The 13,774-nt window shown below is 71.6% G+C and carries 10 protein-coding genes and 1 pseudogene; 8 read left to right on the top strand and 3 right to left on the bottom strand.

Annotation, left to right across the window (positions count from 1 at the left end; all coding sequences use genetic code 11):
* Window positions 1-214: 214 nt before the first annotated feature.
* Window positions 215-1,879 (top strand): peroxidase family protein, encoded by a 1,665-nt coding sequence (locus ACZ7GX_RS05115; RefSeq protein WP_498773018.1) that lies wholly within the window; start codon window positions 215-217, stop codon window positions 1,877-1,879.
* A gap of 72 nt (window positions 1,880-1,951) precedes the next feature.
* On the opposite strand, the gene ACZ7GX_RS05110 is transcribed toward ACZ7GX_RS05115, so the two are convergent.
* On the bottom strand, window positions 1,952-2,644 hold the full coding sequence (locus tag ACZ7GX_RS05110) for a FadR/GntR family transcriptional regulator (protein WP_498773016.1): 693 nt from the start codon (window positions 2,642-2,644) through the stop codon (window positions 1,952-1,954).
* 68 nt (window positions 2,645-2,712) lie between these two features.
* Here ACZ7GX_RS05110 and ACZ7GX_RS05105 point away from each other — a divergent pair, with 68 nt between their 5' ends.
* The 5 genes and pseudogenes from ACZ7GX_RS05105 to ACZ7GX_RS05085 all read left to right on the top strand — a co-directional run bounded on the left by ACZ7GX_RS05105 (window position 2,713) and on the right by ACZ7GX_RS05085 (window position 10,042).
* Entirely contained in the window at window positions 2,713-3,441 is a 729-nt protein-coding gene (locus ACZ7GX_RS05105; RefSeq protein ID WP_498773014.1) for a (Fe-S)-binding protein, read from the top strand.
* The gene (locus ACZ7GX_RS05100) at window positions 3,438-4,835 is read left to right on the top strand and encodes a LutB/LldF family L-lactate oxidation iron-sulfur protein (protein ID WP_498773012.1); all 1,398 of its coding nucleotides are present in this window, start codon (window positions 3,438-3,440) and stop codon (window positions 4,833-4,835) included. The genes ACZ7GX_RS05105 and ACZ7GX_RS05100 overlap by 4 nt, the downstream gene beginning before the upstream one ends.
* A 512-nt stretch (window positions 4,836-5,347) precedes the next feature.
* Window positions 5,348-5,755: pseudogene (locus ACZ7GX_RS05095) on the top strand (LutC/YkgG family protein); the annotation flags it as partial.
* A gap of 163 nt (window positions 5,756-5,918) precedes the next feature.
* Complete coding sequence (gene metH, locus ACZ7GX_RS05090; protein ID WP_498773010.1) at window positions 5,919-9,506, top strand: methionine synthase; 3,588 nt, start codon at window positions 5,919-5,921, stop codon at window positions 9,504-9,506.
* A 152-nt stretch (window positions 9,507-9,658) separates the two neighbouring features.
* Window positions 9,659-10,042, top strand: coding sequence for a hypothetical protein (locus ACZ7GX_RS05085; RefSeq protein WP_498773008.1), 384 nt, complete (start codon window positions 9,659-9,661; stop codon window positions 10,040-10,042).
* Between the two features lie 119 nt (window positions 10,043-10,161).
* On the opposite strand, the gene ACZ7GX_RS05080 is transcribed toward ACZ7GX_RS05085, so the two are convergent.
* Window positions 10,162-11,190, bottom strand: coding sequence for an aldo/keto reductase (locus ACZ7GX_RS05080; RefSeq protein ID WP_498773006.1), 1,029 nt, complete (start codon window positions 11,188-11,190; stop codon window positions 10,162-10,164).
* Between the two features lie 113 nt (window positions 11,191-11,303).
* On the opposite strand from ACZ7GX_RS05080, the gene ACZ7GX_RS05075 reads away from it, so the two are divergent.
* Window positions 11,304-11,921, top strand: coding sequence for a TetR/AcrR family transcriptional regulator (locus ACZ7GX_RS05075; protein WP_498773004.1), 618 nt, complete (start codon window positions 11,304-11,306; stop codon window positions 11,919-11,921).
* Here the strand turns inward: ACZ7GX_RS05075 and ACZ7GX_RS05070 are convergent.
* Window positions 11,905-12,516 carry a hypothetical protein gene (locus ACZ7GX_RS05070; protein ID WP_498773002.1) on the bottom strand — a complete coding sequence of 204 codons (612 nt, stop codon included), beginning with the start codon at window positions 12,514-12,516 and terminating at the stop codon, window positions 11,905-11,907. The genes ACZ7GX_RS05075 and ACZ7GX_RS05070 overlap by 17 nt on opposite strands.
* 231 nt (window positions 12,517-12,747) lie before the next feature.
* On the opposite strand from ACZ7GX_RS05070, the gene ACZ7GX_RS05065 reads away from it, so the two are divergent.
* Window positions 12,748-13,737: a methyltransferase gene (locus ACZ7GX_RS05065; RefSeq protein WP_498773000.1), complete on the top strand. Its 990-nt coding sequence runs from the start codon at window positions 12,748-12,750 to the stop codon at window positions 13,735-13,737.
* Window positions 13,738-13,774: the final 37 nt, after the last annotated feature.

Here is a 13,774-nt window from a genome sequence, read left to right as displayed (position 1 = left end):
ACGACGAAAACGGTGTGGCGCGGGATTCACAGGCTTTCTCAGGAAGCGTCCTACCTGCCGGTTGCCCGCCCACTTGGACTAGCGCAACCGGACCAGCGGATTGGGCCACGTATCTGATCGACAAGTGCTGGTACATGTGTAGTTGAGGGCGGCCACAGGGGGTGCGTTCGTCCCACCCGGGTTTTCCCGGGCCACACCAGACCTGGGGGGGTCTATGAAGCAGCACGGCACGAACAGCTTCTTCGTCGTGGGCGAGGGAGTGCTGGAGTTCGACCGCGACGGCCAGGCCACGACCCGTCGGCCGCTCACGGTGGAGGAGTTGCGGCGGTTCCGGTTCTCGCGGCTGGGGCCGGAGGGGACGCCGCTGGACGAGGAGACCAGGGTCGCCCTGGCCACCGCCATGACCGCGGACGTGCCGCAGCCCGACTCGGCGGACCCGTCGATCCCGGCGGGCTTCACCTACCTCGGTCAGTTCGTCGACCACGACCTGACCATGGACCGCACCGAGTCGCAGCTCGGCGAGGACGTCACGCTCGACGAGCTGGTGCAAGGCCGCTCGCCCGCGCTGGACCTCGACTCGGTGTACGGACGGGGTCCCCGCGACCGCAACGACCGGATCTTCTACGCCGCGGACGGCGTGAAGCTGAAGGTCGGCACCACCTCGCCGACGCCGTTCCCCGACGAGCGGGTCAACGTCGCGTTGGAGGGGTTCGACCTGCCGAGGTTCGGCGCGGCGGGCACGACCGGGGCGGACCGGCGCAGACCGCTGATCCCGGACGCACGCAACGACGAGAACCTGGTCGTCGCCCAGACCCACCTGGCGTTCATCAGGTTCCACAACAGGGTCGTGGACGAGCTGGCGCTGCGCGGGCTGACCGGGCAGCGGCTGTTCGCCGCGGCGCGCGAGCAGGTGGTGCGCCACTACCAGTGGATGCTGCGCACCGACTTCCTGCCGCGGATCGTGGACCCGGCGATCGTGGACGACGTGTTCGCCAACGGTCGGCGGTTCTTCGAGGCGCCGGGCCGGGGCAAGTCGCCGCACGGGCTCGAGCCGACCATGCCGCTGGAGTTCTCGGTGGCGGCGTACCGGTTGGGCCACAGCATGATCCGGGGCGCGTACCAGTGGAACCGGGTGTTCGCCTCGACCGGGCCGGGCGGCGCCGCCACCCTGTTCCTGCTGTTCGTCTTCACCGGCACGTCGGGCAACTTCGACCCCGGGTCGCAGCTGCCGGACCTGGACAACCCCAACTCGGGCACGGTCGACACGCTGCCCACCAACTGGATCGCCGACTTCCGCAGGCTGTTCGACTTCACCGAGGCCGACCGGCCGGACCTCGCGCCGCCGACCGCCGACGGCGGGAACGTCACCAAGCGGGTCGACAGCCTCTTGGTGAACCCGCTGACGCAGCTCCCGGCGGGCACGTTCGACGGGCGCGGCTCCACGTTCCCGGAGATCGAGCGCAACCTGGCGTTCCGCAACCTGACCCGGGCGAACATGGTCCGGCTGGCGAGCGGTCAGCAGATGGCGGAGTTCCTCGGCGTGGAGCCGTTGACCGACGAGCAGGTCCTGCTCGGCGACGGGGGCGTCACGCTGGACTCGCTGACCGACGCGCAGAAGGCCGCGGTGACCGCCGCGACCCCGTTGTGGTTCTACGTGCTGCGCGAGGCGGAGTTCAACCGCGGCAGGCTGGGGCCGGTGGGTGGCCGGATCGTGGCCGAGGTGTTCCACCGCGCCATCGAGGGCAGCCGCACGTCGATCGTCCGCGAACCGTCGTGGCGGCCGACGTTCGGGCCGGACTCGCAGACGTTCCGGATGACGGACCTGCTGCTGTTCGCGTTCGAGGGCAAGGCGGACCTGCTCAACCCGCTCGGCGACTGACGACCGGTCCGGTCCCCGGTCCTCCCGGGGACCGGGCCGGTCACCTCCTCGACCGCGCTTCGGGCGGACCGCTCAAGCGTGCCGGGCCCACTCGCGGTGGAAGCCCTCGACGTGGCGGGTGACCCTGGTGGCGGCCAGCTCGCCGTTCCCCGCCTGGACGGCGCGCAGGATCGACCGGTGCTCGCGGCGCAGCCGCACGGCGGTCCGCGACCAGTCCGGCAACGCCTGCACGGCGTCCAGCACGGTCCGGTGGATGGCGTCGCGCAGCGCCGCCATGATCGCGGTGTTCACGGCGTTGCCGGCCGCGGCGGTCAGGGCGACGTGGAAGTCCGCGTCGAGCAGGTGGAACGTGTCGGCGTCCAGGTCGGGCGCGTCCATGCGGGCCAGCAGGTCGGCGGCCCGCGCGAGGTCGGGGTGGTCGGGGCGGACCGCCGCCGCGCGCACGGAGTGGCTCTCGATCATCACCCTGGTGCCGACGAGGTCGGCCATCGGGAGCCGGCGCGTGGCCAGGTGCAGGCGCAGGGCCGCGCCGAGCCCGCCCGCCGGGTCGGCGATGACGGTGGTGCCCGCGTCCGGACCCGACCCGACGCCGCTGCGCACCACGCCCATCGCCTGCAACACCCGGATCGCCTCGCGCACCGTGGCCCGGCTGACGCCGAGGTCCTCGGCCAGCTTCCGCTCGGCGGGCAGCTGCTGCCCCACCCCGAGCCGACCCGCGCTCAGCTCCGACTCGACGTGCCGCAGCACCGCGCCGTACCCGGACAAAGGAGCACCTCCACTGTGGTCTGACCACAGTCTGGTGTGGTCAGACCACACAGTCTAGAGTCAGCGCGGTGAGAGTCGCGCTGTTCGTCACGTGCCTGGTCGACGGCCTGTTCCCGGACGTCGGCAAGGCCACCGTCCGACTGCTGGAACGGCTCGGCCACGAGGTGGTCGTCCCGTCCGCCCAGACCTGCTGCGGCCAGATGCACGTGAACACCGGCTACCCGGGCCAGGCGATGCCGGTGATCCGCAACCACGTCGACGCGTTCGAGCACGCCGACGTGATCGTCGTGCCTTCCGGGTCGTGCGCGGGATCGGTGCGGCACCAGCACGCCGACGTCGCCCGCGCGCACGGTGACGCGAAGCTGGCCGAGGCCGCCGCGGACACCGCCCGGCGCACGTACGAGCTGTCGGAGTTCCTGGTGGACGTCCTCGGCGTCACCGACGTGGGCGCGTACTTCCCGCACCGGGTCACCTACCACCCCACGTGCCACTCGTTGCGCGTGCTGAAGGTGCGGGACCGGCCGTTGCGGCTGCTCCGCGCGGTCGAGGGCATCGACCTGGTGGAGCTGCCGTCCGCCGAGACGTGCTGCGGCTTCGGCGGCACGTTCGCGCTGAAGAACTCCGACACCTCCACCGCCATGCTCGGCGACAAGATGAGCGCGGTGCTGAGCACGAAGGCGGGCGTGCTCACGGCGGGCGACTCGTCGTGCCTGATGCACATCGGCGGCGGCCTGAGCAGGCTGCGCAGCGGCGTGCGACCGCTGCACCTGGCCCAGATCCTGGAGCACACGCGATGACGACGTTCCTGGGCATGCCCGCCGGCGGCGGGAACCTGACCGGCGAGCCGTTCCCGAAGGCCGCGCGCGAGTCCTTGGGCAACGCCCAGCTGCGCCGCAACCTCGCCAAGGCCACCGGCACGATCCGGGCCAAGCGGGCGAACGTCGTCGGCGAGCTGCCGGACTGGGAGCAGCTGCGCGCGGCGGGCGCGGCGATCAAGGACGAGGTGCTGGCGAACCTCGACGAGTACCTGGTGCGGTTCGAGGAGGCGTTGACGAGCCGCGGCACGCACGTGCACTGGGCGCGGGACGCCGACGAGGCCAACCGCATCGTCACCGACCTGGTGCGGGCGACCGGCACGCGTGAGGTGATCAAGGTCAAGTCGATGGCCACGGTCGAGATCGGGTTGAACGAGGCGCTGGCCGACATCGGCGTGCACGCGGTGGAGACCGACCTGGCCGAGCTGATCGTCCAGCTGGGCAAGGACAAGTCGAGCCACATCCTGGTGCCCGCGATCCACCGCAACCGCACGGAGATCCGGGAGATCTTCCGGCGCGAGATGCCGGGCGTTGACCCGGACCTGACCGACGACCCGAACGCGTTGGCCGAGGCGGCGCGCAAGCACCTGCGGCACAAGTTCATGACGGTGGACGTGGCCGTCTCGGGCGCGAACTTCGGCGTGGCCGAGACCGGGTCGCTGGTGGTGGTCGAGTCCGAGGGCAACGGCCGGATGTGCCTGACGTTGCCGCGCACGCTGATCAGCGTGGTCGGCATCGAGAAGCTGGTGCCGTCGTGGCGCGACCTGGAGGTGTTCCTGCAACTGCTGCCGCGGTCGTCGACCGGTGAGCGGATGAACCCGTACACGTCGGTGTGGACGGGGCCGACCGAGGGGCAGACCAGCCACGTGGTGCTGGTGGACAACGGCCGCACGGCCACGCTCGCCGACCCGGGCGGGCGGGCGGCGTTGCGCTGCATCCGGTGTTCGGCGTGCCTGAACTCGTGCCCGGTGTACGAGCGCACCGGCGGGCACGCGTACGGCTCGACGTACCCCGGCCCGATCGGCGCGGTGCTGTCGCCGCAGCTGACCGGTGTCGACCGCAACCCGACGCTGCCGTTCGCGTCGTCGCTGTGCGGTGTCTGCTACGACGTGTGCCCGGTGGCGATCGACATCCCGTCGATGCTGGTGCACCTGCGGGAGCGGGTCACCTCGGCGAAGCCGACCACGCCGGAGTCGACGGCGATGCGCGCGTTGGCGTGGGCCATGTCGGACGCGCGGCGGTGGCGGCGGCTGGTGCGGTTGGGCAGGTTCGGGCGGGTGGCGAGCCGGCACGTGCCGCTGCCGGGCTGGTCGACGGCGCGCGACCTGCCGGAACCGCCGAAGCAGACGTTCCGCGACTGGTGGGAGACCCGGTGAGCGCTCGTGACGAGGTCCTGGCGAGGGTGCGGCGCGCGAAGGGCCCGCGCGAGGTGGCGCCCGTGCCGCGCGACTACCGGGCGGCCGGCACGCGGGGACCGGGTGACCTGGAGCTGTTCGCCGAACGCCTGCGCGACTACCGGGCGCTGGTCCGCGTGGTGGCCGCCGACGAGGTGGCCGGAGCGATCGCCGCCGCCCTGACCGAGCGGGGCGCGCACCACGTCGTGACCGCGCCCGGCACGCCGCCCGAGTGGACGGCGGCGTGGGTCGGGTCGGCGGTGCAATCGGACCCGGTGGCCGGGGGCACCGAACCGGCCGGAACCGGGGCTGAACCGGCGGCGGGAGCGGGACCGGGAGCCGGAACCGGAGCGCAATCGGCGGGTGGACTCAGGGCGGAATCGGCGGCGGGACCGGGAGCGGAACGAGCCGCCGGACCGGGCGCGGAACGGGCCGGCACCGGGATCCCACCAGCGGCCGAGCCCGGTGCCGAACCGGGCGGACCTGGGGCGGAACCCGGCGGGCGGCCGTGGGAGCACCAGGAATTGTCGGACCCCGTCGGTAGAATCGAATCAAGGGCTCCCCTTGGCGGGGACGCTCGCGAAGCGCTTCGCGGAATCGTCGAAGCGGCCGATGCCGTCGTCACGGCCTGTCACGTGGCGGTCGCGGAAACCGGCACGATCGTGCTCGACCACGACGCCGCCGACCAAGGCCCCCGGGCCCTCACCCTCGTGCCGGACTACCACCTGGTGGTCGTGCGGGCCGACCAGGTCGTGGCCGGCGTGCCGGACGCGGTCGCGGCGTTGGCCGGGGTGCGCACCCAGACGTGGATCAGCGGACCGTCCGCGACCAGCGACATCGAGCTGGAACGCGTCGAAGGCGTGCACGGGCCGCGCACGCTGGAGGTCGTGATCACGCGCTGAAACACCGGTGATCGTGTTCTCACCCTTTGGGCGGATCCGCCCACGATCGCGTGGTTCGCTAGGATCGGACTCCCGATCGAGAGGCGCTGCAACGGGCGACGAGCCCGCCACGCTCGGCCGGGGCTCGACGATCCGAAGGGCGCCTCCCAGCCTGGGAGGCCGCGTGTCGGAAAACGCCCTGCGAGAGCTGCTGGACCAGCGCGTCGCGGTGCTGGACGGCGCTTGGGGCACGATGCTCCAAGCCGCCGGGCTCACCCCGGCCGACTACCGCGGCGACCTGCTCGGCGACCACGCGCACGACGTCACCGGCGACCCGGACCTGCTCAACCTGACCCGCCCGGACGTCGTCCTCGACGTCCACCGGCAGTACCTGGCCGCGGGCGCGGACATCACCACCACCAACACGTTCACCGCGACGAGCATCGCGCAGGCCGACTACGGCCTGGAGAAGCTCGTGCGCGAGATGAACGTGCGCGGCGCGCAGCTCGCCCGCCAGGCCGCCGACGAGGCGGGCGGCCGGTTCGTGGCGGGCTCGGTCGGCCCGCTCAACGTCACCCTGTCCCTGTCGCCGCGGGTCGAGGACCCGGCGTACCGGACGGTCACGTTCGACCAGGTCAAGGACGCCTACGCGGAGCAGATCAGCGCGCTCGCCGAGGGCGGCGTCGACCTGCTGCTCATCGAGACGATCTTCGACACGCTCAACGCCAAGGCCGCCGTCGCCGCGGCCCGCGAGGTTGCGCCCCACCTGCCGCTGTGGATCTCGGTCACCATCGTGGACCTGAGCGGGCGGACGCTGTCCGGGCAGACGGTCGAGGCGTTCTGGAACTCCGTCGCGCACGCCGAGCCGCTGGTCGTGGGCGTGAACTGCTCACTGGGCGCGGCCGAGATGCGACCGCACGTCACCGAGATGTCCCGGATCGCCGGCACGTACACCGCGAGCCACCCCAACGCCGGGCTGCCCAACGCGTTCGGCGGCTACGACGAGACCCCGGAGCAGACGGCCGCGCTGCTGCACGGCTTCGCCGAGGAGGGCGTGGTCAACATCGTCGGCGGCTGCTGCGGCACGACGCCCGCGCACATCGCGCGGATCGCGGCGGCGGTCAAGGACCTGCCGCCGCGGTCGGTGGCGCGGGTGCCGGACCGGACCAGGTTCAGCGGCCTGGAGCCGTTCGAGATCAGCGCGGACACCGGGTTCGTGATGATCGGCGAGCGCACCAACGTGACCGGGTCGGCGAAGTTCCGCCGGCTGATCGAGGGCGACAACTACCAGGCGGCGGTGGACGTCGCGCTGGAGCAGGTGCGCGGCGGCGCGAACCTGCTCGACGTGAACATGGACGCCGACCTGCTCGACAGCGAGCGGGCGATGACCACGTTCCTCAACCTGGTCGCCACCGAGCCGGAGATCGCCCGCGTCCCGATCATGGTCGACAGCTCGCGGTGGAGCGTGCTGGAGGCCGGGCTGAAGTGCGTGCAGGGCAAGGGCGTGGTCAACTCGATCAGCCTCAAGGAGGGCGAGGAGTCGTTCCTGACCCAGGCCCGCCGCATCCGCGACTTCGGCGCGGGCGTCGTGGTGATGGCGTTCGACGAGCTCGGCCAGGCCGACACCGCCGAGCGCAAGGTCGAGATCTGCGCCCGCGCGTACGACCTGCTGACGCAGAAGGCGGACTTCCCGGCCGAGGACATCATCTTCGACCCGAACGTGCTCGCGGTCGCGACCGGCATCGCCGAGCACAACGGGTACGCCAAGGCGTTCCTGGACGCGATCCCGCTGATCAAGCAGCGCTGTCCGGGCGTGCGGATCAGCGGCGGCATCTCGAACCTGTCATTCTCGTTCCGCGGCAACGACACGGTGCGCGAGGCGATGCACTCCTCGTTCCTCTACCACGCCGTGCGCGCGGGCCTGGACATGGGCATCGTCAACGCAGGCCAGCTCGCGGTCTACGAGGACATCCCCAAGGACCTGCTGGAACTGGTCGAGGACGTGCTGTTCGACCGCCGCCCGGACGCCACGGACCGGCTGGTGTCCTTCGCCGAGACGGTGGCGAGCTCCGGCACCAAGCGCGTGGTCGACCTGGCGTGGCGCGAGGGCCCGGTGGCCAAGCGGCTCGAGCACGCGCTGGTGCACGGCATCGTCGACTTCATCATCGAGGACACCGAAGAGGCGCGGCTGGAGGCCGAGCGCCCGCTCGACGTGATCGAGGGTCCGCTGATGGACGGCATGAAGGTCGTCGGCGACCTGTTCGGCGCGGGCAAGATGTTCCTGCCGCAGGTGGTGAAGAGCGCGCGGGTGATGAAGCGCGCGGTGGCGCACCTGGAGCCGTACATGGACGCGGAGAAGGAAGCCTCCGGCTCCACCCGCGGCAACGGCAAGGTCGTGCTGGCCACGGTGAAGGGCGACGTGCACGACATCGGCAAGAACATCGTCGGCGTGGTGCTGGGCTGCAACAACTACGACGTGGTCGACCTGGGCGTGATGGTGCCCGCGGCGAAGATCCTGGACACCGCGATCGCCGAGGGCGCGGACGCGGTCGGCCTGTCCGGGCTGATCACGCCGTCGCTGGACGAGATGGTGTCGGTGGCGGCGGAGATGCAGCGGCGCGGGATGAAGCTGCCGCTGCTGATCGGCGGCGCGACCACGTCCCGCCAGCACACGGCGGTCCGGATCGCGCCCGTGTACGACCAGACCACCGTGCACGTGCTGGACGCGTCACGGGTGGCGGGCGTGGTGTCGGCGCTGCTGGACGAGGACCGCGCCGAGGAGCTGGCCGCGGCGACGCGGGTCGAGCAGCAGCGGTTGCGCGAGGAGCACGAGAACCGGCAGAGCACGCCGCTGCTGACGGTGGAGCAGGCGCGGGCGAACGCCGAGGTGGTGTCGTTCGAGGAGCTGCCGACGCCCGCGTTCACCGGGCTGCGGGTCGTGGAGCCGTCACTGGCCGAGCTGCGCGAGATGATCGACTGGACGTTCTTCTTCCTGGCCTGGGAGCTGAAGGGCAAGTTCCCGAAGATCCTGGAGACCAACCCGGCCGCGCAGGAGCTGTTCGACGACGCGAACGCGATGCTCGACCAGGTGATCGCGGACGGCTCGTTGCGGGCGAAGGGCGTGTACGGCTTCTGGCCCGCGCACTCCGAGGGCGACGACATCGTGGTGGACGGGCGGCGGCTGCCGATGCTGCGCCAGCAGACGCAGAAGCCGGCGAGCAGGCCCAACCGGAGCCTGGCCGACTACATCGCGCCCGCGGGCGATCACCTCGGCGGGTTCGCGGTGGCCATCCACGGCGCCGAGGAGCTGTCGGCGCGGTACGAGCGGGAGCAGGACGACTACAAGTCGATCATGGTGAAGGCGTTGGCGGACCGGCTGGCGGAGGCGTTCGCCGAGCACGTCCACCTGCGGGCGCGGCGGGACTGGTTCGAGCCGGACGCCGACCCGGAGTTGGCGGACCTGCACGCCGAGCGGTTCCGCGGCATCCGGCCCGCGTTCGGGTACCCGGCCAGCCCCGACCACAGCGAGAAGCAGGACCTGTTCGCGATGCTGGAGGCCGAGCAGGTGGGCCTGGCGTTGACCGACTCGTTCGCCATGACGCCGGCGGCGGCGGTGAGCGGCGTGATCTTCGCGCACCCGGAGGCCCGCTACTTCACCGTGGGTCGGATCGGCCGCGACCAGGTGGTCGACTACGCGCGCCGGCGCGGGATGCCGGTCGCGGAGGTCGAGCGCTGGCTCCGGCCGAACCTGGCCTACGAGCCTGAAGCCTGATGGCCTGACAAAGTCGGCGCGAATGCGCGAATAATGGATCAACAGTCCCTCGTCGGAGTGCCGTCGCATTCACACCGACGAGGGACTGCCAAACTCCGGCGGCCTGGCTATCGTCACCTTCGGGACCGTGAAAGGATCCCGAAGGGGGAGCTGTGAATAAGAATTCTCTGGCCGCGTGCCTCGGCGCGCTGATCGTTCTCGTCATGATGGCGCTGGCGCCGTCCTCCGCGTCGGCGGCGTCGATCGCCGCGCCGGCGCCGGCCGCGCACGCGGTGGACCGGTCGGACGTGCCCGCCTGTTACGTCACACCCAAATCCGGCGTGAGCGGCGTGAACGTCCGCTTGCGCACCAACGAGGACTCCACCCGCCTCGGCATCATCCAGCCCGGCCAACGCGCCGCGGCGTCGTGCGACGCCACCTCGGGCAGCAGCTACACCGCGTGCGGCGGAACGAGCAGCTGGTGGATCCAGGTGCAGTGGGACGGCCGCACGGGTTACGTCGCCCACCTCTGCGTGAACTGGTACGAAGAAGTCTGATCCCGGTCACCGGCAATCGACGGTCCCGCACGTGAAGAATGGTGCCGCCCCCTTCTCCGCGGAAGAGGGCGGCACCATCGCGGGAATGAATCGGAAATCGCCGTGAAAAAGGCTTCTGGTCAGGCGGCGGAGCGTTCCTCGACCAGGCGGCGGCGCAGGCGGGCCTGCTGCACGGCGGGCGTGCGGTAGTCCATGTCGAGCGCCCCGACGCCGGTGCCGGGCGGCACGATGGCGTCGATCCGGTCGAGCACGTCGTCGTCCAGCACGGCGTCCACGCCGGCGAGCAGGTCGTCCAGCTGGGCCTCCGTGCGCGGGCCGATGATCGCGGACGTGACGCCGGGGTGGGCGATCGCGAAGGCCATCGCCAGGTGCGTCAGGGACATCCCGGCGTCCTGGGCGACGGGGATGAGCTGCTCGACGGCGTCGAGGCGGCGTTCGTCGGTCATGTGCTTGAAGCCGTAGCTCGCGCGCTTGCCCTCGGCCTGCACGCCCTTGCGGTAGCGACCGGTGAGCAGGCCCTGCGCGAGCGGGCTCCAGACGAGCGTGCCCATGCCGTAGCGCTCGCAGACGGGCAGCACCTCGTTCTCGATGCGCCGGTCGAGGATCGAGTACGGCGGCTGCTCGGTGCGGAACCGCGCGAGGCCGCGCCGTTCGGCGACCCACTGCGCCTCGACGATCTCCGAGGCGGGGAAGGTGGAGGAGCCGATGGCCCGGACCTTCCCGGCCCGCACGAGGTCGGTGAGCGCCGACAGCGTCTCCTCCACGTCGGTGTCGGGCGCGGGCCGGTGGACCTGGTAGAGGTCGACGTGATCGGTCCGGAGGCGGCGCAGGGAGTCGTCCAGGGCGCGGACCAGCCAGCGCCGCGAGTTGCCCTGGTGGTTCGGGTCCTCGCCCATCGGCAGGTGGGCCTTGGTGGCCAGCACGACGTCGTCGCGACGGCCCTCGATGGCCTTGCCGACGATCTCCTCGGACTCGCCGTGCGAGTAGATGTCGGCGGTGTCGATGAAGTTGACGCCCGCGTCCAGCGCCTTGTGGATCATGCGGGCGGCGTCGTCGTGGTCGGGGTTGCCCGCGGCGCCGAACATCATCGCGCCCAGGGCGTAGGGGCTGACCTTGATGCCGGTGCGGCCCAGCGTGCGGTACTTCATGGTGCTCCTCGTGCATTGGCGGGTGCCCGGCGCAGCGCTACGCTCGACACAAACGGAACAACGTTCGACTTCGACAATACGGAACGACGTTCCGCTTAGCAAGGAGGGGTGCCGTGAGCGAGCAAGTCGACGCGGGCGAGACCGAGGAGCGGCCGGGCAAGCGCGTGCGGGCGGACGCGCAGCGCAACACCGACGCGCTGCTCAGCGCCGCCGCGGAGGTCTTCGCCACCTCGGGCGTGGACGCGCCCGTGCGCCAGATCACCGCCAAGGCCGGGGTGGGCGCGGGCACGCTGTACCGCCACTTCCCGCAACGCTCGGACCTCATCGCCGCGGTGTTCCGCCACGAGGTGGACGCCTGCGCCGACGCCGCCCCCGTCCTCGCCGCCCAGCACGAACCGCTCGAAGCGCTGATCAGGTGGTTGCGGCGCTTCACGGGCTTCATCGGCACGAAGCACGGGCTCAGCGCCGCCCTGCACTCCGGCGACCCGGCCTACGCCGCCCTGCCCGCCTACTTCCAGCAGCGCTTCGTGCCGGTCCTGCGCGGCCTGCTCGACCGCGCCGCGGAGGCCGGCGAGGTCCGCGCCGACGTCGACCCCTACGACCTGCTGCGCGCCACCGCCAACCTGACCCTGCCCGCCCGGGAGGACGACGGCCACACGGAGCGGATGGTCGCGCTGCTCGTCGACGGCCTCCGCTTCGGGGCGCGCCCACCGGTCAGAGGGGCGGGCTGATCCCCAACCGCCGGTCCACGGCCGCGACGAACCGGTCGGCCCGGTCGGGCACGGTGGAGCACGCCCACGTGCCCAGCGCGTCGAGGAACCCGACCAGGTCCGCCCGGACCTCCCGGAGGTGCCCGAGCAGGGCGTCACGGGCGATGTCGACGTGCGGACCGGTGAACCGGGGGTTCGCCAGGTCCTCGTTCGGCCAGATCCGGACCACCTCGCCCCGGTGCTGCACCACGGTGTCGGGGCTGTGGCCGAGCCAGATCGCCTCGCCGTCGAGGACCTCCAGCCAGGTGCGCCACTCGTCCAGCCCGAAGCAGCACCCCGGGTCGGCCACGACGTCGCCCGCCACGATCCGCAGACCGCCGGGCACGTGCCGCTCGTCCTCGGCGGCCAGGAAGGCGTCGACGGCCCCGACCGCGTCCGACACGTCGGCGTGCAGGTCGACGTCGTCGACGCCGTGCGCGACCAGCGCCCACGCCAGGACGGCGACGCGGCTCGGCGTGGGCGAGCGCGGAACCTCCACGTGGTACTCCCCCGGCTCGACCGACCAGAACGGGCAGTCACCGACCGGTCGCTCCACCACCGGGGTCATCGTGATCACCCGGCCATTGTGGGACCCGCGGCCGGCGGGACGAAGCGGTTTCCCGTCCCGACGGACGCCGACCGGATCCAGTCGCACGGGGCGAGCGGTGGGTCGGGGGCCGGTGGTACCGCACGACAGAAGGTGCAGCCGGTCGCCGCACCGGTCGAGGATGGCCGTGGAAATCCGATCGGCGGCGACTGGAGTGAATTCGTGCACAACAGCGGTGCGACAAATCCTTCCGACAGGGAATTGGCCGGTATTCGCCTGTTCGACGAGATGTTGGGCTACGTCTACTCCGCGGCGCTGCGTGCGGCCGCCATCGCCGGCGTGGCCGACCACCTGGTCGACGGTCCGAAGACGCCGGCCGAGCTGGCGGCGGACACCGGGACCAAGGCGGACCACCTGTTCCGCGTGCTCCGGTTGCTGGCCATGCGGGGTGTGTTCCGCGAGGACGACCACGGCCGGTTCGAGCTGACCCCGGAAGCGCACCTGCTGCGCACGGACGCGGAGGGGTCGCTGCGGGCGGCCGTCGTGACGTTCACGGACAAGGCGTTCTGGGCCTCGCACGGCGAACTGGTCGAGAGCCTGCGCAGCGGGAGTCCCAGCTTCGACCACGTTTTCGGCACGTCGTTCTTCGAGTACTTCCGGGACGTGGCCTCCCCGGAGGTCTTCTACTCCGGGATGCAGGCGAAATCCGACTCCGAGAACCCGTCCATCATGCGCAACTACCGGTTCCCGCCGGGCGCCACGGTCGTCGACGTCGGCGGCGGGTACGGCGGGTTGCTGCTGGACGTCCTGCGGCAGGACCCCAGCCTGCGCGGCATCCTGCTCGACCTGGGCGAGCACGTCGTGTCCGACCACCGGCTGGGCGAGCTGGGCGACGACAGCCGCTGGGAGCTGGTCGCGGGCGACTTCTTCGAGGAGTGCCCGCCCGCGGACGTGTACCTGCTCAAGCACATCATCCACGACTGGAACGACGAGCAGTGCGTGCGCATCCTCCGCAACTGCCGCAAGGCCATGTCCCCCGGTGGCCGGGTGCTGGTGCTGGACGCGGTGATCCCGCCGAAGAACGCCCCGCACACGGGCAAGCTGTACGACATCGTCGTCATGTCCCTGCTGCCCGGCCGCGAGCGGACCGAGGAGGAGTTCAGGGCGCTGCTCGCCAAGGCCGACCTGGAGGTGACGAGGGTCATCGACACCGGCTTCGTCGCCTCGATCGTGGAAGCCGTCGCCCGCTGACGGGCCGAACGGCCTCGTCGGAGTCACCGAACGCCCC

This window comes from Actinosynnema sp. NPDC037264 (assembly GCF_055603705.1).
The sequence above is the reverse complement of the archived record's forward strand: the minus strand, read 5'-3'. Positions and strand labels throughout refer to the sequence as shown.